The following is a 20283-nucleotide window of genomic DNA, read 5'->3' as shown; positions in this document are numbered from 1 at the left end:
TCGATGACGTGGAGTCTGTCGATGACTTCGACCGGGCCCCCTACGAGGGCCAGGAGTCCGTGGCGGACCTCGAACTCCTCGCGCACGCCGACGGCGAGGAGTCCGAGCCTGCGGCACCGGTCGCCTCGGAGCAGGCGGAGGCGGCACCGGACCAGGACGCGGACTCGCCGTTCGCGCGCCCGGCGGTGGCACCGGCCGAGGAGTCGGCGGTCCAGCCGGCGTACCAGGTGCCCGCGCCCACCGACGACGCCCTGCCCGAGCACCCACCGGCGCCGCAGCCCCCTCCGAACAGCCCGGCTTCGAGCAGCCCTCGTACGAGCAACCTTCGTACGAGGAGCCCTCGTACGAGCAGCCCTCGTACCAGCAGCCCTCGTACGAGCAGCCCTCGTACGAGCAACCCTCGTACGAGCAACCCTCGTACGGGCAGCACGCCTCCGAGGAGTCCGCCTTCGAGCAGCCCGTGTACGAGGAGCCCTCCGACGGGCAGCATGCCTCCGAGCAGCCCGCTTCCGATCAGCCGGCCGAATCGCCGGCCTACGAGCCATCGGCCTATCAGCCGCCGGCATATGAGCCGTCGGGCCAGGACGAGTCCGGCTTCGAGCGGTCGGGCCAGGACGAGTCCGGGTACCAGTCGGTCGCACCGGCGCAGTCCAGCTTCGAGCCGCCGGCGTACGAGCCACCCGCCTACGAACCGCCCGCCCCGCCCCAGCCGCCCGCGCCGCCGGCCTACGAGCCCCCGGCCTACGAGCCGCCGGCCCCGGAGCCGGCGCCGGAGCAGCCGGCACCAACGGAACCACCCGCGCCCGCGCCGCCGGGCTTCGAACCCCCGGCGCCGCCGTCGGGCTTCGGTCCGTCCGGACCGGTCTCGTTCCCGCCCCAGCAGACCGACGACGAGATCGACGAGCAGACCCGTCGGCCGTCCGCTCAGCCCTGGACCGGGCCCGAGTCCGACCCGGAGCCGCAACCGCCGGCGGCGACCCCGAAGTGGCAGCCGCTGCGCCGCGACTCGAACTGACCGATGCAGCAGGTCGGCTGGCGTGCGCTGGCGGCCACGGTCATCGTGGTCGGAACGATCGCCGCCATCGCGTTGCGCTGGTGGTACACCCGGGGGAACAGTCTGCCGCCGGTCTCGGCGGCCGTGATCGTCCTGCTCGCCGTGGTGGCCGTCGTGGTGGTCCTCCTCGGCCTGCGGGTGCGCCGGGCCGTGCGCGAGCGGACCGTCACTGACCCGATCGGCGCGGCCCGGATCCTCGTGCTGGGGCAGGCCGCCGCGCTCACCGGGGCCGCGCACATCGGCTACTTCCTCGCGGTCCTGCTGCTCTCGCTGCCCCGCGTGCAGGCCCCCGAGCCACGTGAGCAGGCGTTCGCGTCCGGAGTCGCGATCCTCGCCGGAGGCGTGCTCGTCGCGGCGGGTCTGTTCGCCCAGTGGTGCTGCAAGGTGCCACCCGAGGACGAGGACGACGGGCCGGCGCCCGGCTGACTGACCCGTCCGGATCAGCGAGCGAGGTCGGGCTCCGCCGCGCGGTGGACGCGCCGGCGCAGGCACATCAGGGAGAATGGTTGCATGCCCACATCGCCCAACCCAGCACTCGACATCGAAGGCGTGCAATGGCGCCCGATCTCCGCCCGCCTGATCCCGGTGCGGCAGATTTCGGTCGCGATCTTCCTCGGCCTGCCCGGCCTGGTGACGATCTGGCCCGCCGTGGTGGTCGGCTCGGCGATGTGGATCCTGCCCGCCGTGCTGCTCGCGCTGACCGCCTGGCTGCTCTGGCTCATCCCACGGCAGGTCCGGTCCATCGGCTACGCCGAGCTCGAGGACGACCTGCTCGTCCGACGCGGCGTCATGTTCCGGTCCCTCGTGGTGGTGCCCTACGGGCGCATGCAGTATGTGGACGTCGAAGCGGGCCCGATCGCGCGCAGGATGAAGATCGCCGCCGTCCAGCTCCACACGGCTTCCGCGGGCTCGGACGCCTCGATCCCAGGGCTGGGCGAGGATGAGGCGGCCCGGCTCCGGGATCAGCTGACCGCCCGCGGTGAGGCGAGGCTGGCCGGCCTGTGAGCGCTGACCGCGCAGCCGAGAGCCAGGTGGACTGGCGCAAGCTGCACCGCATCACCCCGCTGCTGAACGCGTGGAAGGTCGCGGCCGCGCTGATCGCGATCTTCGTCTGGCAGTACTCCGACACACTCGGGCAGCTGGACCTGCCCACCACGCAGCTCCTGCTCGTGATCATCGGCGTGATCGTGGTCGGCTCCCTGATCGGCCTCGGCTACTCGGCCCTGGCCTGGAGCCGGACCCGGTACGGACTCAGCCCCGAGAGCGTCTACCTGCACTCCGGCGTGCTGTTCCGTCAGCAACGCCACCTCCGGCTCGACCGGGTCCAGACCGTGGACGTCACCCAGCCGCTGCTGGCCCGCCTGTTCGGTTTCGCCTCCCTCAAGATCGAGTCGGCCGGCGGCGCAGGCTCGAACCTGACCCTGTCCTTCCTCACCGAGGACGACGCGCAGCGGCTGCGCAACGAGCTCCTGGCCCGGGCCGCCGGCGTGACCGTCTCCGAGGCGGCCGACGGCGGCCAGGCACCTGCCGCTCCCGCCGCGCCCGAGCGTGAGGTGCTCGCGCTCACGCCGGGCCGGCTGATCGGCTCCCTCGCCCTCTCGTTCTGGGTGATGGCGTTCGTGGTGGCCGGGGCGGTGCTGATCGTGCTCGCCGTGGTGAACCAGTCTCTGGCGCCGATCTTCGGCGTCGGGCCCGCCCTGCTCGGTGCCGTCGCATACGTGTGGAGCCGGTTCGCAGGGGAGTTCGCGTTCCGCGTCGCCACCTCCCCCGACGGCGTCCGGGTGCGGCAGGGGCTGCTCGAGTCGAAGGCCCGCACGGTGCCGCCCGGCCGTGTACAGGCCATGCAGGTGTCCCAGCCGCTGCTGTGGCGCAGCCGCGGCTGGTGGCGGCTCCAGGTGAACATCGCCGGATACGGGGCCGAGGAGACCACGGGCAGCGTGCTGTACCCGGTTGCCACGACCGAGGAGGTGGGCCGACTGCTGTACCTGGTCCAGCCCGATCTCGGCGCGCCTCGGCCGCTCGAGCTGCTCGAGGCCGGCCTGTCCGGCACCGGCGACGCCGAGGGTTTCGTCACGTCGCCGCGCCGGGTGCGCTGGCTCGACTGGTGGACCTGGCGGCGCACCGGGTTCCGCGTCACCGACACCGTGACGATCCTGCGGACCGGGCGCATCTGGCGCCGGATGGTCATCGTGCCGCATGAGCGCACGCAGTCCCTCGGCCTGTCCGAGGGGCCGCTGGACCGACGGCTGCGGGTCGCGAACTTCTCGCTGCACTCGACGCCCGGACCGATCGTGCCCATCGTCACGCACATCGACGCCGACATCGCCCGCGAACTGCTGGTGGACGTCGCCGAGCGGGCCCGCCGGGCCCGGCGGGACGCCGGACCTGAACGGTGGATGCTGCCACGCGCCGCTCGGGCCGCGGCGGCAACGGCCGCAGCCCTGGATGCCGCAGCCGCACCTGACCCTGCGTCGGCGCCCACCTCGTTCGGTGGGATCCTGCCGAGCCCGCCGGTGCGAGCCGTCTACGGTGGCGTGCTGCCCGGGCGCGGTGGCCCGGTGACGAGCGACCCCGTCGACGGTGGCAGGATGCACGGGTGACTTCTCGACCTGGACGGCTCGGTGTCGGTGTGGTCGGCGCGGGCCGGGTGGGGACGGTGCTGGCGAGCGCCCTTCGCTCGGTCGGACACGCCGTCGTCGGGGCCAGCGGTGGCTCCGAGGACACCCTGGAGCGGATCGACGCGCTGCTGCCCGGGGTGCCGGTGCTCGACGTCGAGGCGGTCGTCGAACGCAGCGAGCTGCTCCTGCTCACGGTGCCCGACGACGTGCTCGCCGACCTGGTCTCCGGCCTCGCCGCTCTCGGTGCGTTCCAGCCCGGGCAGCTGGTGGTGCACACCGCCGGCCGGTACGGGACCGGCGTGCTCGCCCCGGCCCGCGCAGCCGGTGCGATCCCGCTGGCGATCCACCCTGCCATGACGTTCACCGGCACCAGCCTCGACCTGTCCCGGATCGTCGGCGCCCCGTTCGCGGTCACCGCCGCGGCGCCGGTGCTGCCGATCGCACAGGCGCTCGTGGTCGAGATCGGCGGCGAGCCGGTGGTCCTCGGAGAGGACGTCCGCGGGCTCTACCACGCGGCCCTCGCGCACGGCGCGAACCACCTGGTCACGCTCACCGCGCAGGCCATCCGGCTGTTGGCCGCGGCCGGGGTCGAGGACGGCGGTCAACTGCTCACCCCCCTGCTGCAGGCCGCGCTCGACGGCGCGCTCCGGGGCGGGGAGACGTCGTTGACCGGCCCCGTGGTGCGCGGTGACGTGGGTACCGTGCGAGAGCATCTGGCCGCGTTGGCCGAGGCCGACGGCGGAGGGCACGGACTCCTCGACGTCGCCCCCACCTACGTCGCCCTGGCACGCGCCACCGTGCAGCGCGCTCTGGTCAACGGCCGGATCGGCGAGGCCCGGGCCGGCGAGCTGCTCGACGCGCTCGCGGCGACGCCGAGTGCCGGGCACACGACGACGGCGAGCGACGCACACACCACGACGGCGAGAGATGTCGCGGTGGCGAGCTCCGCCGTCGCCGGCGTTGCTGGTGGCACCTCCGACGGCGAGGCCTCGGACGCCCCCGACGGCGGTGGAACCGGCGGCGGATCCGGGCCGCTCGTGGTGCACAGCGTGGCGGAGCTGCGCGCATTCCGACCGCGCGGCACCCGTGCCGTGGTGATGACCATGGGTGCGCTGCACGCCGGGCACATCGCGCTCGTGCGCGAGGCCCGCCGGCGCGCCGACGAGGTCGTCGTGACGATCTTCGTGAACCCGTTGCAGTTCTCCTCCGCCGCGGACCTCGAGACCTATCCGCGCACCCTGGACACCGACGTGGCACTGCTCCGGGCGGAGGGGGTCGACGTGGTGTTCGCCCCGTCCGTGGAGGAGATGTACCCCGGTGCACAGCCGCAGGTGCGGATCGTCGCGGGCCGGATGGGAGAGGTCCTCGAGGGAGAGCACCGGCCCGGGCACTTCGACGGCATGCTCACCGTGGTACACAAGCTCCTCAACCTGACGGCCGGTGATGTCGCACTGTTCGGGCAGAAGGACGCCCAGCAGCTCGCCCTCGTGCGCCGGATGGTCGCGGACCTGAACATGGGCATCGCCGTGGTCGCGGTCCCCACCGTGCGGGACCCTGACGGGCTCGCACTGTCCAGTCGGAACGTGCACCTGTCGGCGACGGACCGCGCCGCAGCGCTGGTGCTCTCCCGGACCGTGCGAGCGGGCGCCCGGGCCGCCGAACTGGGCCGTCCGCCCGCGGAGGTCCTCGAGGCCGCACGGGCTGAGCTCGCGAGCGCCCCCGCCGAGGTGCGGACGGACTACCTCGAGCTCGTCGACCCGGTGACGATGCGTCCCTACCCGGACGCTGGGGGTGCCGGTGACGCCCTGCTGGTGATCGCCGCCCAGGTGGGGACCACCCGGCTCATCGACAATGCCGTGGTGAGCTGGGCGGATCCGCGGGATCGCTAGAATCGGGGGGTGACTGACCAGTTCCTGCCCCCCGCCGAGCCGACCGAACCGACCGTCACCCCCGACGAGGACGGTGACGACCTGCCCGAGCAGGTCCGGATCAGGCGGGAGAAGCGCGAGAAGCTGCTCGCCGACGGCGTGGAGGCGTATCCGGTCACGCTGCCGGTCACAGACACCATCGCCGGCGTTCGCGCCGATCACCCGGACCTCGAGCCAGGTACCGAGACGGACCACATCGTGGGTGTCGCCGGCCGGATCGTGCACCTGCGCAACACCGGGAAGTTGTGCTTCGTCACACTTCAGGACGGTGCGGGGAACCGGCTGCAGGTGATGATCTCCCTCGCCGAGGTGGGCGAGGAGTCGCTCGAGCGGTTCAAGACGCTCGTGGACCTCGGCGACCACTTCTTCGCCCACGGCCGGGTGATCGCCTCACGCCGGGGCGAGCTGTCCGTGATGGCGGACTCCTGGGAGATCGCCGCGAAGGCGATCCGGCCGCTCCCGACCCTGCACAAGGAGTCCTCGGAGGAGTCGAGGGTGCGGCGCCGCTACCTCGACCTGATCACGCGGCCGGCGGCCCGGGACATGGTCCGGACCCGCGCGGCAGTGGTGCGTTCGATGCGTGACTTCCTGCACCGCAGTGACTTCATCGAGATCGAGACGCCGATGCTGCAGACGATGCACGGTGGCGCGACGGCACGACCGTTCGTGACGCATATGAACGCGTTCGACATCGACCTGTATCTGCGAATCGCGCCGGAGTTGTTCCTCAAGCGCGCCGTCGTCGGTGGTATCGACCGCGTCTTCGAGATCAATCGGAACTTCCGCAATGAGGGCGCGGATTCCTCGCACTCCCCGGAGTTCGCGATGCTCGAGGCGTATCAGGCGTACGGCGACTACAACACGATGGCGACGCTCACCAAGGAACTGATCCAGACGGCCGCCCGGGACGTCTTCGGCAGTACCCTGATTACGCTGGCCGACGGCACCGAGTACGAAGTCGGCGGGGAATGGCAGGACCTGTCCCTGTATCCGTCGCTCTCCGAAGCGGTCGGCATCGAGATCACACCGCAGACGCCGATGGAGGAATTGCTCGTCCTGGCGGACAAGGCCGAGATCTCTATCAACTCGAACATTGCGACCCCCGGTAAGGTCGCCGAGGACCTCTGGGAGCACTTCGTCGGATCGGGCCTGTACGCCCCGACATTCGTCCGGGACTTCCCGGTCGATACCTCACCACTGACTCGGGCGCACCGTGAGATCGACGGAGTCGTTGAGAAGTGGGACCTGTACGTGCGCGGATTCGAGTTGGGTACCGCCTATTCGGAGCTTGTGGATCCGGTGATCCAGCGGGAGCGGTTCGAGGCTCAGGCGCAGCTCGCGGTCCGTGGCGATGCCGAGGCGATGCGTGTCGACGAGGAGTTCCTGCAGGCCATGGAGCATGGGATGCCTCCGTCCGGCGGTATGGGAATGGGCGTGGACCGTCTCCTCATGGCCCTGACCGGCCAAGGGATCCGCGAGACGATCACATTCCCGTTGGTGAAGCCACGATGAACGGATTCTGGGATGCGATGGCGGCCCTTGCCCCGTCGGTGGGTGTTGCCATTCTCTTCGTCATCGCCATTCGGGCAATGATCCACGCGGATCGGCGGGAGCGTATTGCGCGGGCCAGAGCGGAGGCCGCGGAGGATGCACGGCGCGTACACGAATCTCGGGACCAGACCAAACGAGAAGGATAGTTCTACGTTCAACCACCTTTGACATGGTGTTCCGGATGGTGGCAGTCTGAACCCCCCGGTATTTACCAGGGGGCATTTCCCCCCGATTGACGAGATCAAGGAACACACATGGCTCAGAAGGTCCGCGTCCTCCTCATCGACGACATCGATGGCTCGGATGCCGTCGAGACCGTGACGTTCGCACTCGATGGCGTCACCTACGAGATCGACCTGAACGAAACGAATGCCGCCGCGATCCGTGAATCCTTCGCCTCGTGGGTCGGTCACGCGCGCCGTTCCGGTGGGCGGCGTACCACCAGCACGGCTCGTCGCTCGTCCGGTTCCTCGCGTGGGAATTCCGACGCGGGCAAGATTCGTGAGTGGGCCCGCGAGAACGGGTTCCAGGTTAGCGACCGTGGCCGCGTCTCCGCGGAGATCCGTGAGGCGTACGCGAAGGCGAACTGATTCCGGCCCGTTGACCGGAGCTCGGTAGGCCGGCCTCCGTGTGAGAGAGATCGCGCCCGCCCCGGGCCGCTCGGGTCACCAGTCATGGCACTCGACCATTAGGTTGGGTGCCATGACTTTCGTCCGACACATGTGGATCGGGTCGACGTCCACCCCCGATGTCTCCGGTGGGATCTGGCGGCTGGACCGCCAGTCCGGTGGTGACTGGGCGGACTCATCCGCCCAGCGGATGCTGACCGCGGACCACCCCAGTTTCCTCGCGCTGCACCCCGCCGCGGAGCGGCTGTTCGCGGTCGGGGAGGGCAACCCGGGGACCGTCTCCTCCTACGCCGTCGACTCCGAGTGCGCGCTCCGCCGAACCGCCCTGGCCGGCAGCGGTGGGGCCGGGCCCTGTCACCTGCTGGTGCACCCCCAGGGCCATTGGCTGTACGCGTCGAACTACGGCGACGGCAGCGTCGGCGTGATCGCCCTGACCGAGGCGGGTGACGTCGCCGACCCGGTGCTGAGCCTGTCGCACGCCGGGTCCGGTCCGGTGGCCGGTCGCCAGGACGGGCCGCATGCGCACTCCTCGAACCTGTCCGCGGGCGGGGGCTTCCTCATCGTGGCCGACCTCGGCACCGACCAGTTGCGGGCCTACCCGCTGGACATGGGCCGCCCGGATCCCGAGCCGATCCTCACGGACCTGCCGCCCGGCACCGGGCCGCGCCACATGGTCGTGGCGGGCGACCACCTGTACGTGGCCGGTGAGCTCAGTGGTGAGTTGGTCGTCCTGGCCTGGGACGAGGACGAGGGCCGCGGCGAGGTCGTTCAACGGGTCGCCGCGTCGACGCTGCCCGGCCGGAGCCAGGACGTCCACCAGCTCTCGCACCTGCTCGCCTTCCGTGGCGGCCTCGCCGTCGGTGTCCGCGGCGCGGACTCGATCTCCACGTTCGCCATCTCCGACGACGGCGCCGGCCTCGAACTGGTCGGCGAGGTGGTCACGGCAACCTGGCCGCGGCACCTCGAGGTCGTCGGTTCGGAGCTCCTGGTCGCAGGTGAGCGATCCGACGAGGTTGCGATCCACCCGATCACCGACGGTGTCATCGGGCCCGTGCGCGAGAGCGTCGCGTTGGCGAGCCCGATGTTCATCCTGCCGGTCTGAACCGTTCACGGAGCCCCTGGTCCCTGGTCGTGCCCGGCCGCCGTGATGCGGCAGACTGGATGCATGACGTACACCCTGGTACTGCTCCGCCACGGCGAGAGCGATTGGAACGCGAAGAACCTGTTCACCGGCTGGGTCGACGTGCCGCTCTCCGAGAAGGGCACCGCCGAGGCCACCCGGGGCGGCGAACTGCTCGTCGAGGCTGGCGTGCTGCCGGACGTGGTGCACACCTCGCTGCTGCGCCGCGCCATCACCACGGCGAACCTGGCGCTGGACGCCGCCGACCGTCACTGGATCCCCGTGAAGCGGAACTGGCGTCTGAACGAGCGTCACTACGGCGCCCTGCAGGGTAAGGACAAGAAGCAGATCCGGGACGAGTTCGGCGAGGAGCAGTTCATGACCTGGCGCCGTTCCTACGACGTGCCGCCGCCCGCGATCGAAGCCGGTTCGGAGTTCTCGCAGGATGCGGACCCGCGCTACGCCGGCGAACCCATCCCGGCCACCGAGTGCCTCAAGGACGTGCTCGAGCGGGCGCTGCCGTACTGGGAGAGCGACGTCGTCACCGACCTGCGCGCGGGCAACGTGGTGCTCGTGGCGGCGCACGGCAATTCGTTGCGCGCCATCATCAAGCACCTCGACGGCATCGACGACGACACCATCGCGGGCCTGAACGTGCCCACCGGGATCCCGCTCGTGTACGAGCTCGACGAGGACCTCCGGCCGATCACCCCGGGTGGCCGCTACCTCGACCCGGACGCCGCGAAGGACGCGATCGCCGCCGTCGCCAACCAGGGTCGCTGACCCACCGACCGCATACGGAGGCCGGGCCACCCGACGAGGGTGGCCCGGCCTTCGAGAGTCCGGCCGAGGTCAGCTGTTGTAGTCGCCGAGGCCCTCGAGGTCGCCGGTGACCAGGTAGGAGATCCGGCGGGCCACGGAGACGGCGTGGTCCCCGAAGCGCTCGTAGAACCGGGCCAGCAGCGTCACGTCAACGGTCTGCGCGGTCGATCCGGTCCAGTCCGGGCTGAGGGTCTCGTTGAACGTCTGCTGGTGCAGCTGGTCCAGGATGTCGTCGTCCCGCTCGATGGCGGCCGCCAGCTCGAGGTCACGCGTCTCGAGCAGCTGCACCACGTCCGCGGCCACCTTGTTGGCGGCATCGGCCAGCTGGGCGAAGAGTCCGCGGGAGTTCTCCGGGATCGCCTGCTCGGGGTAGCGCAGCCGGGTCACCTGGGCCACGTGGCGGGCCAGGTCTCCCATCCGCTCGATGGACGCGCTCATCCGAAGTCCCGAGACGATGATCCGCAGGTCCGTCGCGACCGGCTGCTGCCGGGCGAGGAGGTTGACGCACCGGTCGTCGAGCTCGCGCTCGATCTGGTCGATCGCGTCGTCCGCGACGATCACCTGCTCCGCCGCCTGGAGGTCGGCCGACGCGAGTGCCGCGGATGCTTCCCGGACGGCCGTCTGAACCTGTCGGCTCATCCGCAGCAGATCGTCACCGACTGCGCCAAGTTCCTGCTCGAAGATCGCTCGCACCGGTGGTTCTCCCTCTGGTCATCGACGGCGGTCGTCCGCCTTGGCTGCTCCGCGCGTGCCCGGCGTACCGTCGGCACCGCGCCCCGATCAGGGACGGCACCCACGCACGCACACGTACTCCTCAGATTCCCATGCCCGGATGAACGGGTCGTGCACCCATGGTGAACAACAGGCTACCGGGCCGCAGGTGGCCGGGAGCACTCGACGGCGGGGCCTAGTCTGGCGCTGTGGAGGGTTCCTGGTTGCCGCTCGTCGTGGGCTTGGTCGGCCTGCTCGTCGGCGCTGCCGCCGGTCTCGCGTTCCGGTGGAGCGAACGCAGCCACGCCCGGGAACCGGAGGTCTCGGCGCCCGCCGTCTCCGATGACGTGGCGGCTCTGCTCTCCGCGTTGCGCTCCACGTCCGTGCTGCTCGGGTCCGGTGGAGAGGTCCTGCGGGCCACTCCGGACGCCTATACCACCGGACTGGTCCGCAACGGCCGGCTCACCCACACGACGCTGAACGACCTCGTGACTGCGGTGCGCGCGGACGGGCAGATCCGCGATGAGCACCTGGACGTGCCGCGCTCGGCGGTGCCCGGCGCCGACCGGCTCTCGTTCGAGGTGCGAGTGGCCCCGCTGGCGGGGGGGCGGGTACTCCTGCTGGCCGACGACCAGACGGCGCAACGTCGCCTCGAGGAGGTCCGCCGAGACTTCGTCGCGAACGTCTCACACGAGCTCAAGACGCCGGTGGGCGCCATCGCACTGCTCGCCGAGACCGCCGCCGATGCCGCCGAGGACCCCGAGCTCGTGCGCCGGTTCGCCGCGAAGATGCAACGGGAGGCCGTCCGGCTGTCCGCCCTGGTCAAGGAGATCATCGAACTCTCCCGGCTCCAGGCGCCGGACAACGAGGTCGACTTCGTGGACGTGTCCGTCGACACCGTGGTCGCCGAGGCGGTGGACCGGATCCGTGTCGAGGCGGAGTCCCGGGACATCACCGTGGTCGTCGGCGGAACGGGTGGCCTCCGGGTGTTCGGCGACCACTCGCTCCTGGTCACGGCCGTGCGGAACCTGCTGGACAACGCCCTGCGCTACTCCGAGAACGGCACCCGGGTGAGCGTGGGCGTCCGGCCGCGTGACGGCATCGCCGAGATCGCGGTGGTCGACCAGGGTCCGGGCATCTCCAGCGAGAACATCGGCCGGGTGTTCGAGCGGTTCTTCCGGGTGGATCCCGCCCGCTCTCGGGAGACCGGTGGCACCGGGCTCGGCCTGAGCATCGTCAAGCACGTGGCGCAGAACCACGGTGGCGAGGTGACCCTGTGGTCCGCGCCGGGCCGCGGCTCCACCTTCACCCTTCGTATTCCCCAGGCAGAAGACCATGGTGACGGCCCAGGGCCGTCCCGCGACGAACAGGCGCCGCCCGCATCAGCGGCCGGCGCAGGAGGAGAGAGCCGTGACCCGCATCCTGCTCGTTGAGGACGAGGAGTCCTACCGCGAACCGCTGACGTACCAACTCACCCGTGAGGGTTTCGAGGTGGTTGCGGTCGCGACCGGCACCGATGCGCTCGTGGAGTTCGATCGAGCCGGCGCCGACCTGGTGCTCCTCGACCTGATGCTGCCGGGACTGTCCGGCGTGGAGGTGTGCCGGGAGCTGCGGCAGCGCAGTGCGGTCCCGGTGATCATGCTGACCGCCAAGGACGGGGAGATCGACAAGGTGGTCGGGCTGGAGATCGGCGCCGACGACTACGTCACGAAGCCGTACTCGTTCCGCGAGCTCCTGGCCCGGATCCGAGCGGTGTTGAGACGTGGCACCGAGTCCGTCGACGCGCTCACCCCGGCGGTGCTCAGCGTCGGCCGGATCCGGATGGACACCGACCGGCACGTGGTCACCATCGACGGCGAGGAGGTCGCCCTCCCGTTGCGCGAGTTCGAACTGTTGGAACTGCTGCTGCGCAACCCGGACCGCGTGCTCACCAGGGGCCAGTTGATCGATCGCGTCTGGGGGGCCGACTACGTTGGCGACACCAAGACCCTCGACGTCCATGTCAAGCGGATCCGCGCCAAGATCGAGGTCGACCCGGTCAACCCCCAGGTCCTGGTGACCGTGCGCGGACTGGGCTACAAACTGGTGGACGAACGCTGAGGAGCCGCGCGGCTCACTCCTCCACGGGGGCAGGGGGCAGGAACTCGTCGTAGGGCGCCAGGGTGCCGTCCAGGACCGGCACCGCGACCGTCACCGAGCCTTGCTCGGGCGAGGAGACCGTGACGTCGATGGTCGCGCCCGGTGCGGCCTCGACGGCCGCGATGGTGACGAGTTCCGCGTCGGGGTTGAGCAGCACCGTCGAGTTGCCGTCGACGTCGACCGAGGCGGCCTCGGCGCTCTCGCCGACAGTCAGGTTCACCGTCGTGGGTGATCCCCAGCGGTTCACGACCGCGCCGATGAGGACGCCCTCGGCGCCCTCGGCGCGGGTCAGGATGAGCAGGTTCTCGCCGCGGATCTGGGTGCCGACCTCCACCTGGACGCCGTCGCTCGGTGACGTGCCGTACTGCGTGACGATCGGGGAGCAGGCGCTCACGCCCGCTGCGGCCGTGGCCGCCATCAACAGGGACGCCACGAGACGGCGGGTGTTGCGAGCCACGAGGCTCTCCTTTCGAGGGGTACCCGCGCCCCGGAACGCTCGCCGGGCGCGGGTCTGGCAATGACGACAAGACCTGGGCGCCAGCCTAATGCCTGTCCGCACACGGCCGTCGCCTTCACATTCTCCTCAAGACCCCCGGCTCGGGCCCCCGCGCCGGTGGCGGCGGAGCCTACCGCCATGACCTGCGCAAACGTGGAAGCGCCGCGAGATTGCGCCCATTTCGCGTGGTAAACTTGGTTCTTGCGAAAGGGGAGTGCGAGCACATGACCTTCACAGTCGGCGAGACCGTCGTCTACCCGCACCACGGTGCAGCCCTCATCGAGGAGATCTCGAAGCGGATCATCCGAGGGGAGGAGAAGCTCTATCTCCGGCTCAAGGTGGCGCAGGGTGACCTGACCATCGAGGTGCCGGCTGAGAACGTCGATCTGGTCGGCGTCCGGGACGTCGTCGGCAAGGAAGGCCTGGAGAAGGTGTTCGAGGTGCTGCGCGCCCCGTACACCGAGGAGCCGACCAACTGGTCGCGCCGTTACAAGGCGAACGTCGAGAAGATCGCGTCGGGTGACGTGATCAAGGTGGCCGAGGTCGTCCGCGACCTGTCCCGCCGCGATGCTGACCGTGGCCTGTCCGCCGGCGAGAAGCGCATGCTGGCCCGGGCCCGTCAGATCCTCGTCTCGGAGCTCGCGCTTGCCGAGCACACCGAGGAGGAGAAGGCCGAGGCCATCCTCGACGAGGTCCTCGCGTCCTGAACCACGGGCGGACCCGGAGGTGAGTGTCGGCGCCGTGCTGGCCGCCGCCGGGTCCGGTTCCCGGCTCGGGTACACCGTGCCCAAGGCCCTCGTGCCGCTGGGCGGCGAGGCGCTCGTCGCCCGGGCCGCGCGCGGGCTGGCCGATTCGGGGCTGGTCCGCCGGATCGTGGTCACCGCGCCGGCCGCGTACCTCGAACAGGTCCGCGCCGCCGTCGCACCGGTCTCGTCGGTCGACATCGAAGTGGTCGACGGCGGGGCGACCCGGCAGGCGTCCGTCGCCTCCGGTCTTCGCGCCCTTGGTGGGTCGGACGGGGTCATCCTCGTCCACGACGCGGCCCGGCCGCTGGCCTCGGCCGACCTGATCGGCCGCCTGGTCGCGGCCGTCCGTGCAGGCCATCCGGCCGTTGTCCCAGGAGTTCCCGTCGTGGACACGATCCGGGCCGTCGACGACGGCGATCCGCCCCGAGCCATCGCGACCCCCGACCGGTCCGGGCTGCGCGCGATCCAGACCCCCCAGGCGTTCGACGCCGACCTCCTGCGCCGGGCCCACGCACACGGCGCCGCCCGCGCCGACTCGGAGGCCGTGGCCGCCGGCGATGACGCGGGCCTGGTCGAGGCCCTCGGCATCGCGGTCCACGTGGTGCCGGGCGAGGCGCGAGCGCTGAAGATCACGACGCGCCACGACCTGTCCGTAGCGGCCCTCTACCTCGAGGAGGACGCATGAGAGCGCCGCGCACCGGGATCGGCGTGGACGTGCACGCCTTCGCTGCGGACGGCCGGACCGGGCTCGCGTTGGCCGGGCTGAACTTTCCCGACGAGGTGGCCCTGGCCGGTCACTCCGACGGGGACGTCGCTGCCCACGCCGCCGCCGACGCCCTGTTCAGCGCCGCCGGACTCGGCGACCTCGGCTCCAACTTCGGCACCGCCGAACCCGAGTGGGCGGGCGCATCGGGCCTCCGGCTGCTCGCCGAAGCCGGCGCGCGGGTACGCGCCGCCGGCTTCGAGATCGGCAACATCGCGATCCAGGTGATCGGGAACCGGCCCAGGCTGGCCGGCCTGCGCGGGCAGGCGGAGGCGGCGTTGTCGGCGGCGGCCGGAGCTCCGGTGACGGTCAGCGCCACCACCACGGACGGGCTCGGGCTCACCGGTCGCGCCGAGGGGATCGCCGCGATCGCGACGGCCCTCGTCGTCGCAACGCGCTGACCCCGCTCCTGCTCAGGGTAAGCGGGGTAGGGCCGACGCCCCCGGCTGCGCAGCGCCGGGTGAGGCGACCGCCCGACCCAGCGGCCGCCGTCGCCCTTGCGGTCGACGATCGTGGGGTGCCGCTATCTTGCGGGCGGTGACCAGGTGGCGAGGGCGGAGGCGTCGGTGACCAGCACGTAGGGTCTGCCGGCCGCGGAGGTCCGGACGAGCGAGAGCGCCAGGATGTACTGCCCGTGGAGCGCGGCGAGGTCGCCGTGGGCAGCGAGGGCCTCGTCGGCGATGTCGCGGTGGATCACCACCAGTGCCCCGGTACGTGAGTGCAGGTGGACCGCGCCCGTGCGGCGGAAGCGCTCGGCACGCTCCACCAGACCCCAGTACCCGCGGATCGTCGGTTCGCTCGGGTCGACGCTGTCCAGGTGGATGAAGAAGCGGGTTGCGTCGACCTCGGTTCCGGCCCATCGGATGCGGGCGCCGTCGCGGAAGCCACGGCCGAGGAGGAGGCGGAGGGCGGCACGCAACGTGGCCCGACGTTCGCCACCGAGGCGCGGGACCTCGTGGCGAGGCGTCCGGGGGGCGTGTCCCGGTGTCGCGCTGCGGGGACGGGCCTCGGCGTGGGTGATCGGCTCCGGTGTGGTCGGCATGAGCTCGATGATCCGGGTCGATGATGCCGCCTGAGGGGTCCGCGTCGCGTCGTCGACGACGTCGGTGGACCCGTGCTCGATGGCGGCCTCGTCGCAGCCGGGGCCGTGGTTGCGCGAGGCGAAGTGCGGTGCCAGCACGCGACTGGTCAGTGCCCGCACGAAGACGAGACCCTGACACGGTTGCCCGTTGTCGAGGGTGCCGCCGCAGTGCAGCAGAGGTGGGCGTTCGGCGGGTGGGAGCCGCCGGTAGTGGCCGATCGAGATCAGCTGGTCGTCCTCGAGCACCCGGGCGATGTCCATCGGTCCGACGTGCGCCGGTCTCAGTCGGCGATGAGCCGGTGCAGCAGGGCGGCGAGTTGGTCCTGTTCCTGGGGTTCGAGCCGGGAGAAGTAGTCCCGCGAGACCTGCAGCCGGGCCGCGCCGATCTCCTCGGCCAGGGCCCGGCCCGTGTCCGTGGGGACCGCGAGCACGGCGCGCCGGTCGGTGGGGTCCGGCGTCCGTTCCACGAGCGACTTCTCCTGGAGGGCATCGACGACCTCGGTGGCCGAGCGTGGCGCTATCCGCAGGTGCGCGGCGATGTCGGACAGCCGGGCGCCGTCGCTGTCACTGATCACCCGCAGCGCCCGGGCCTCGTGCGGGGCCAGTCCCCAGGGCTCGAGCGACGCCGCCCACCGGCGCCGCAGGCCGCGGGTCGCGTGCGTGAGCAGATCGCTGGGGTCGCTCTCGGGCACTCGCTCGGGCTCACGCCCCCGGGGGTTAGTCACGCTCCGGAGCCTACTATTGACGCCACCCTCATAATGAGGTAACCTCAGTACATGACCTAGACAGAGAGAAGTGATGTCCCTATGGCCGACTTCGCCATGAACCCAGAGAGCCCCCGTGGCCGCGATGGCGCCACCCGCCCCGATCCCAAGGACCGAGTCCAGCTCGAGTCCCACCCCGTGAGCCTGCGCCGCATAGGCGCACTGTTCGCGCCCTACCGAGCCCGGCTGAGCGCCGTGGTCGCACTGATCGTCGCGACCTCCGCGATCGGGCTCGCCACTCCGTTCCTGACTCGGCACCTCATTGACGAGGCGATCCCGAACCAGGACGTCCCCCTGCTCCTCGTCCTCGTCGGCGCGATGCTCGGCGTCACCGTCGTGACCTCGGTCCTCGGCGTGTTCCAGACCTGGATCTCCACCGTCATCGGCCAGCGTGTGATGCACCGGCTGCGCACCGACGTGTTCGCGCACCTGCAGCGCCAGTCCCTCGACTTCTTCAAGCGCACCCGCGGCGGCGAGGTGCAGTCCCGGCTCACCCATGACATCAGCGCCATGCAGTCCGTGGTGACCACGGCGGCGACGTCGATCGCCTCGAACGTGACCACCGCCGTCGGCACCGCGATCGCCATGGTCGCGCTCAGCTGGCAGCTGTCCCTGCTCTCCCTGATCGTGCTCCCGCCGGCGATCTGGCTGACCCGCAAGGTCGCCACGATGCGCCGCGAGGTGACCGCCAAGCGCCAGCGCGCGCTCGCGAACCTGCACGGTCAGGTCGAGGAGTCGCTGTCCGTCAGCGGGGTGCTGCTCGGCAAGACCCTCGGCGCCGGCCCGTCGCTGACCGCCAAGTTCTCCGACTCCTCCGAGGGGCTGCTGGACCTGGAGGTCCGCGCCCAGCTCGCAGGCCGCTGGCGGATGGCCACGATGAGCATCATCTTCGCCGCGATCCCCGCGCTCCTCTACCTCGCCGCGGGTCTGCCGGCCACGTCCGGCGGCATGACCATCGGCACCCTGGTGGCGTTCGTGAGCCTGCAGGCGGGACTGTTCCGCCCGCTGATGGGCGTGCTCAACGTCGGCGTCCAGGTGACGAGCTCGATGGCCCTGTTCAGCAGGATCTTCGAGTACCTGGACCTGCCGGTCACCATCGACGATCCGGCCGAGCCGGTCCGGCCGGCCGACGGCGGTGGTGCACTCGCGCTCGAGGGCGTGAGCTTCACCTACCCCGACGGCGACCGCCCGGCGGTCGACGCCGTCACCCTGGCCGTACCGGCCGGTAGCAGCCTCGCCCTGGTGGGCGAGTCCGGGTCGGGCAAGTCCACGATCGCGGCCCTGATCTCGCGCCTGCACGACCCGACAGCCGGCCGCGTCACCATCGACGGCGTCGACCTGCGGGACATGACCCTGCAGGACCTGTCCGGCGTGGTCGGGGTGGTCTCCCAGGAGACCTACCTGCTGCACACCACGATCCGGGAGAACCTGCGCTACGCCAAGCCCGAGGCAACCGACGCCGAGATCGAGGCGGCCGCCCGTGCGGCCCAGGTCCATGACCTGATCGTGGCACTGCCGGACGGCTACGACACCCTCGTCGGCGCTCGCGGCTACCGGTTCTCCGGTGGCGAGAAGCAGCGGCTGGCGATCGCCCGCACGTTGCTGCGCGATCCCCGGGTGCTCGTCCTCGACGAGGCCACCAGCGCGCTCGACAACGAGACCGAGCGGGCCGTGCAGGCCGCCCTGGACGTGGTCAGCGCCGGTCGCACCACCATCAGCATCGCGCACCGGCTCTCCACCGTGCGCGATGCCGACCAGATAGCGGTTGTCGATCATGGGCGGATCGTGGAGTCCGGCGACCACGCCGAGCTGCTCGCCCGGGGCGGCCGCTACGCCGCCCTGGTCGGGTCCTCCGGTGCCGTCGCCATCAGCCCCGCACTCGCGTAGCGGCCGCTCACGCCGCGGACGGAGATACGCTCTGCTCGACAGTGAACTCCGTCAGCGAAGGGCCGCATGAGCAACGTCGCCATCACCACCGCCGTCGTCCCGATGTCCCGGCTCGGGACGGACGGCGAGCTCATCCTCGACGGCGGTGGCGGGCGTCGGCCCACCCCGGCGGAGGAGCGCGTCCTGGGCGTCGGAGCGGCCCACCTCGAGCGCCGCCCGACGGTCCTTCCGTACCGGTACCAGGACGCCTACGGACGCGACATCCAGGACACTCAGCAGCGCGTCGCGGTGCTGGACAACGGGCGCCTGCGGGCAACGTTCGGCCTCGACCAGGGCGGCCGCCTGCTCAGCCTCGTCGACCTCGAGACCCAGCGGGAGGCCCTCCATCGGCTGGACGCGATCCAGTTCGCCAACCTCGCCCTGCGCAACGCCTGGTTCGCCGGCGGTGTCGAGTGGAATCTCGGCACCACCGGCCACTGGGGGCTGACCGCCGAACCCGTCGCAGCGGGGATCGTCGGCGACGGTGTGCTTCGGATGTGGGCGTACGAGCGGCTCCTCGGGGTCACCTGGCGACTCGACGCCTGGCTACCGGACGGGTCGGACTCCCTGTTCACGCACGTGCTCATCGAGAACCCCACGGATGCGGATCTCCCGGTCTACTGGTGGAGCAACATCGCCGTGCCCCAGAGCGAGGACACCCGCGTCGTCGTGGCCGCCGACCGTGCCCTCCACTTCGGGTATGCCAGCAGCCTGAGCGAGGTGCGGTTCCCCGTCCGGGACGGTGTCGACGTGAGCTGGCCCGCGCGGCACGCGGGCAGCGCCGACTACTTCTGCATCACCTCCAGCGAGCATCCGTGGATCGCTGCGGTCGATGGCGACGGCCTCGGCCTGGGCCAGGCGTCCACGTCACGGCTCGGGGGCCGCAAGGTGTTCACCTGGGGCGGGAGTCCGGGTGGTCTGACCTGGCAGAAATGGCTGTCGGGCGGGAAGTCGTACGCCGAGATCCAGGCCGGCCTGGCCCGGACCCAGCTCGAGCACCTCCGGTTGCCGGCGGGGGAGTCCTGGCGGTTCACCGAGAGCTACCGACCCGTCCGCATCGACGGTGGGAATCGTGACTGGGACGAGGTCGTCGCCGCGGCCGCCCGGGCCACCGTCGACGAGGAGATGCTGGACCGGGCCCACGAGCACCTGACCGCGCTCGAGCGGACCGCCGTCGACGAGCACCCTTTGCGCGGTGGGGTCGACGCGTTGGGGTGGGGCGCGCTGGAGGTGGCGGCCGGGCACCGTGGCTTCGATCCCGCGACCCCGTTCGACCCGCAGCTCCTGGGCGTCGAACAGCAGGCGTGGCTCGACCTGGCCAGGACCGGTGCCGTGAGCCCGGCGCTGCAGCGAGGCGCCGCGGTCGGTCCGCAGTGGTCGGCGCACCTGGCGGTGGCCGAGCCGGGCTGGCTCCGGGACCTCCTGCTGGGCCATGCCCAACACGCGGCCGGGGACACCGAGCGCGCCCGCCAGCTCTGGCGATCCTCGGCGGACGCGCATGCCTCGCCCGACGCCTGGCGCGCGCTCGCACTGACGGCACCGGACGGGGCCTCCCGCGCCCGTGACCTGGTCCGTGCGCACGAGCTCGACCGGAGCCGGACCGGGCTGGCGATCGAGGCCCTCACCGCGTTGCTCGAGGAATCGCACGTCGAGGAGGCGCTCGGCCTCGTCGAGAGGCTCTCCGACGAGGCGAAGGGACACCCGCGCGTGGCCTACCTCGAGTGCCTCGCGCTGATCCGGGTCGGCGATGCGGCCGGCGCCGAACGACTGCTAGAGGCGCCGCTCGTGCTGCCGGACCTGCGCGAGGGCGACCTCGGCCTCGACCGGTTGTGGGACGAGTTCCAGCGCCTCGTCGGCACGGACGCGCCGTTGCCCGCCCACTACGACTTCCGCATGGCCCCAGGCCTCGACGGCGGGTGAGGATCCCGCCGTCGA

At 71.3% G+C, this 20283-nt stretch carries 21 protein-coding genes; 16 read left to right on the top strand and 5 right to left on the bottom strand.

Translation table 11 applies throughout. The features are described from left to right. Positions 1-40 precede the first annotated feature (40 nt). Positions 41-241, bottom strand: a complete 201-nt coding sequence (locus HALOF300_RS27295; RefSeq protein ID WP_231955146.1) for a hypothetical protein — start codon at positions 239-241, stop codon at positions 41-43. Between the two features lie 219 nt (positions 242-460). Here HALOF300_RS27295 and HALOF300_RS27285 point away from each other — a divergent pair, with 219 nt between their 5' ends. The 9 genes from HALOF300_RS27285 to HALOF300_RS08045 all read left to right on the top strand — a co-directional run bounded on the left by HALOF300_RS27285 (position 461) and on the right by HALOF300_RS08045 (position 9683). After that, the gene (locus HALOF300_RS27285) at positions 461-1015 is read left to right on the top strand and encodes a hypothetical protein (protein ID WP_231955145.1); all 555 of its coding nucleotides are present in this window, start codon (positions 461-463) and stop codon (positions 1013-1015) included. A 3-nt stretch (positions 1016-1018) separates the two neighbouring features. Next, complete coding sequence (locus HALOF300_RS08085; protein WP_156740450.1) at positions 1019-1480, top strand: DUF3180 domain-containing protein; 462 nt, start codon at positions 1019-1021, stop codon at positions 1478-1480. An 84-nt stretch (positions 1481-1564) separates the two neighbouring features. After that, positions 1565-2059 (top strand): PH domain-containing protein, encoded by a 495-nt coding sequence (locus HALOF300_RS08080; protein WP_156740449.1) that lies wholly within the window; start codon positions 1565-1567, stop codon positions 2057-2059. After that, positions 2056-3654 carry a PH domain-containing protein gene (locus HALOF300_RS08075; RefSeq protein WP_156740448.1) on the top strand — a complete coding sequence of 533 codons (1599 nt, stop codon included), beginning with the start codon at positions 2056-2058 and terminating at the stop codon, positions 3652-3654. Before HALOF300_RS08080 ends, HALOF300_RS08075 begins: the two co-directional genes overlap by 4 nt. Continuing rightward, positions 3651-5561: a pantoate--beta-alanine ligase gene (gene panC / locus HALOF300_RS27700; protein WP_408636777.1), complete on the top strand. Its 1911-nt coding sequence runs from the start codon at positions 3651-3653 to the stop codon at positions 5559-5561. Before HALOF300_RS08075 ends, panC begins: the two co-directional genes overlap by 4 nt. Before the next feature lie 9 nt (positions 5562-5570). Further along, positions 5571-7112: a lysine--tRNA ligase gene (gene lysS / locus HALOF300_RS08060; RefSeq protein WP_156740447.1), complete on the top strand. Its 1542-nt coding sequence runs from the start codon at positions 5571-5573 to the stop codon at positions 7110-7112. Positions 7113-7405: 293 nt separating this feature from the next. Then, the gene (locus HALOF300_RS08055; RefSeq protein ID WP_156740446.1) at positions 7406-7741 is read left to right on the top strand and encodes a histone-like nucleoid-structuring protein Lsr2; all 336 of its coding nucleotides are present in this window, start codon (positions 7406-7408) and stop codon (positions 7739-7741) included. A gap of 112 nt (positions 7742-7853) precedes the next feature. Next, positions 7854-8882 (top strand): lactonase family protein, encoded by a 1029-nt coding sequence (locus tag HALOF300_RS08050; RefSeq protein ID WP_156740445.1) that lies wholly within the window; start codon positions 7854-7856, stop codon positions 8880-8882. Positions 8883-8945: 63 nt separating this feature from the next. Continuing rightward, positions 8946-9683: a phosphoglyceromutase gene (locus HALOF300_RS08045; protein ID WP_156740444.1), complete on the top strand. Its 738-nt coding sequence runs from the start codon at positions 8946-8948 to the stop codon at positions 9681-9683. A 69-nt stretch (positions 9684-9752) separates the two neighbouring features. On the opposite strand, the gene phoU is transcribed toward HALOF300_RS08045, so the two are convergent. After that, on the bottom strand, positions 9753-10415 hold the full coding sequence (gene phoU, locus HALOF300_RS08040) for a phosphate signaling complex protein PhoU (protein WP_156740443.1): 663 nt from the start codon (positions 10413-10415) through the stop codon (positions 9753-9755). Between the two features lie 227 nt (positions 10416-10642). On the opposite strand from phoU, the gene HALOF300_RS08035 reads away from it, so the two are divergent. Both HALOF300_RS08035 and HALOF300_RS08030 read left to right on the top strand, forming a co-directional pair. Then, the gene (locus HALOF300_RS08035) at positions 10643-11866 is read left to right on the top strand and encodes a sensor histidine kinase (RefSeq protein WP_156740442.1); all 1224 of its coding nucleotides are present in this window, start codon (positions 10643-10645) and stop codon (positions 11864-11866) included. Further along, positions 11844-12533: a response regulator transcription factor gene (locus HALOF300_RS08030; RefSeq protein ID WP_156740441.1), complete on the top strand. Its 690-nt coding sequence runs from the start codon at positions 11844-11846 to the stop codon at positions 12531-12533. The genes HALOF300_RS08035 and HALOF300_RS08030 overlap by 23 nt, the downstream gene beginning before the upstream one ends. Positions 12534-12546: 13 nt before the next feature. Here the strand turns inward: HALOF300_RS08030 and HALOF300_RS08025 are convergent, their stop codons facing one another. Next, positions 12547-13029 carry a hypothetical protein gene (locus tag HALOF300_RS08025; protein ID WP_156740440.1) on the bottom strand — a complete coding sequence of 161 codons (483 nt, stop codon included), beginning with the start codon at positions 13027-13029 and terminating at the stop codon, positions 12547-12549. Positions 13030-13292: 263 nt separating this feature from the next. Between HALOF300_RS08025 and HALOF300_RS08020 the strand changes: the two genes are divergently transcribed. Genes HALOF300_RS08020 through ispF form a run of 3 tightly spaced genes read left to right on the top strand, consistent with a single transcriptional unit; the run spans position 13293 to position 14978 of the window. Beyond that, a complete protein-coding gene (locus HALOF300_RS08020; RefSeq protein WP_133107964.1) occupies positions 13293-13775 on the top strand; it encodes a CarD family transcriptional regulator in 483 nt (160 codons plus the stop codon). A 19-nt stretch (positions 13776-13794) separates the two neighbouring features. After that, positions 13795-14499 (top strand): 2-C-methyl-D-erythritol 4-phosphate cytidylyltransferase, encoded by a 705-nt coding sequence (gene ispD / locus HALOF300_RS08015; RefSeq protein WP_156740439.1) that lies wholly within the window; start codon positions 13795-13797, stop codon positions 14497-14499. Further along, a complete protein-coding gene (ispF, locus tag HALOF300_RS08010; RefSeq protein WP_156740438.1) occupies positions 14496-14978 on the top strand; it encodes a 2-C-methyl-D-erythritol 2,4-cyclodiphosphate synthase in 483 nt (160 codons plus the stop codon). The genes ispD and ispF overlap by 4 nt, the downstream gene beginning before the upstream one ends. 122 nt (positions 14979-15100) lie before the next feature. Here the strand turns inward: ispF and HALOF300_RS08005 are convergent, their stop codons facing one another. Together HALOF300_RS08005 and HALOF300_RS08000 are read right to left on the bottom strand one after the other, a co-directional pair. Then, positions 15101-15919, bottom strand: a complete 819-nt coding sequence (locus HALOF300_RS08005) for a hypothetical protein (protein ID WP_156740437.1) — start codon at positions 15917-15919, stop codon at positions 15101-15103. Positions 15920-15939: 20 nt separating this feature from the next. Next, positions 15940-16383 (bottom strand): MarR family winged helix-turn-helix transcriptional regulator, encoded by a 444-nt coding sequence (locus tag HALOF300_RS08000; RefSeq protein ID WP_231955132.1) that lies wholly within the window; start codon positions 16381-16383, stop codon positions 15940-15942. A gap of 81 nt (positions 16384-16464) precedes the next feature. On the opposite strand from HALOF300_RS08000, the gene HALOF300_RS07995 reads away from it, so the two are divergent. Next, positions 16465-18309, top strand: a complete 1845-nt coding sequence (locus HALOF300_RS07995; protein ID WP_156740436.1) for an ABC transporter ATP-binding protein — start codon at positions 16465-16467, stop codon at positions 18307-18309. Between the two features lie 66 nt (positions 18310-18375). Then, positions 18376-20268: a DUF5107 domain-containing protein gene (locus HALOF300_RS07990; RefSeq protein WP_156740435.1), complete on the top strand. Its 1893-nt coding sequence runs from the start codon at positions 18376-18378 to the stop codon at positions 20266-20268. Positions 20269-20283: the final 15 nt, after the last annotated feature.

The organism is Occultella aeris, from assembly GCF_902703175.1.
GTDB lineage: Bacteria > Actinomycetota > Actinomycetes > Actinomycetales > Beutenbergiaceae > Occultella > Occultella aeris.
Note: the sequence above shows the minus strand (reverse complement) of the source record. Positions and strands in the feature narration are given on the sequence as shown.

Coding starts and splice junctions, on each gene's coding strand:
- HALOF300_RS08085 (WP_156740450.1), top strand. CDS start 1,019: ATGCAGCAGGTCGGCTGGCGTGCGCTGGCGGCCACGGTCATCGTGGTC.
- HALOF300_RS08080 (WP_156740449.1), top strand. CDS start 1,565: ATGCCCACATCGCCCAACCCAGCACTCGACATCGAAGGCGTGCAATGG.
- HALOF300_RS08055 (WP_156740446.1), top strand. CDS start 7,406: ATGGCTCAGAAGGTCCGCGTCCTCCTCATCGACGACATCGATGGCTCG.
- HALOF300_RS08050 (WP_156740445.1), top strand. CDS start 7,854: ATGACTTTCGTCCGACACATGTGGATCGGGTCGACGTCCACCCCCGAT.
- HALOF300_RS08045 (WP_156740444.1), top strand. CDS start 8,946: ATGACGTACACCCTGGTACTGCTCCGCCACGGCGAGAGCGATTGGAAC.
- HALOF300_RS08020 (WP_133107964.1), top strand. CDS start 13,293: ATGACCTTCACAGTCGGCGAGACCGTCGTCTACCCGCACCACGGTGCA.
- ispF (WP_156740438.1), top strand. CDS start 14,496: ATGAGAGCGCCGCGCACCGGGATCGGCGTGGACGTGCACGCCTTCGCT.
- HALOF300_RS08005 (WP_156740437.1), bottom strand. CDS start 15,919: ATGGACATCGCCCGGGTGCTCGAGGACGACCAGCTGATCTCGATCGGC.
- HALOF300_RS07995 (WP_156740436.1), top strand. CDS start 16,465: ATGGCCGACTTCGCCATGAACCCAGAGAGCCCCCGTGGCCGCGATGGC.
- HALOF300_RS07990 (WP_156740435.1), top strand. CDS start 18,376: ATGAGCAACGTCGCCATCACCACCGCCGTCGTCCCGATGTCCCGGCTC.